Source organism: Mesorhizobium sp. M5C.F.Cr.IN.023.01.1.1, assembly GCF_003997585.1.
Taxonomy (GTDB): Bacteria; Pseudomonadota; Alphaproteobacteria; order Rhizobiales; family Rhizobiaceae; genus Mesorhizobium; species Mesorhizobium wenxiniae.
On sequence record NZ_RZSU01000265.1, the window covers coordinates 1 to 379 of the forward strand.

Below are 379 nucleotides of genomic sequence, written 5' to 3' on the forward strand. Positions count from 1 at the left end.
GTTGTCCTCATCGGTTCTTTTCTCCTTTTCTCTTTCTTTTTTTCCCTTTCTTTCTCCTCCCTCCTTCTCTTTCTTCTCCTCTCTCCTTCTCCTTTTCTCTCTCCTCCTTCTCTCTCTCCTCCCCCTCTCGCCCCTCCCTTCCCTCCCCTTTCTCCTCTCCTCCCCTTTCTTTCTTTCCTCTCCCTTTCTCCTCCCTCCCTCTTTCTTCTTTTTTCTTTCCTCCTCTCTCTCTCTCCCCCTTTCTTCCTCTCCTTTTCCTCCTCTCCTCTTCTCCCTCTCCTTTCCTCCCCCTCTTTTTCCTCTTTCCTCCTCTCCTCCTCTTTCTTTTTTCCCCGACTACTTCTGCCTGTGCCTTTTCGACGGTTTCCTTCTCCTATCC

Annotated in this window: 1 protein-coding gene; it reads right to left on the reverse strand. The window is 50.1% G+C overall.

Annotation, left to right across the window (positions count from 1 at the left end; genetic code table 11):
• Positions 1-379: hypothetical protein (locus EOA78_RS38035; protein ID WP_206533574.1), on the reverse strand; the 379-nt coding region annotated here is incomplete at both ends.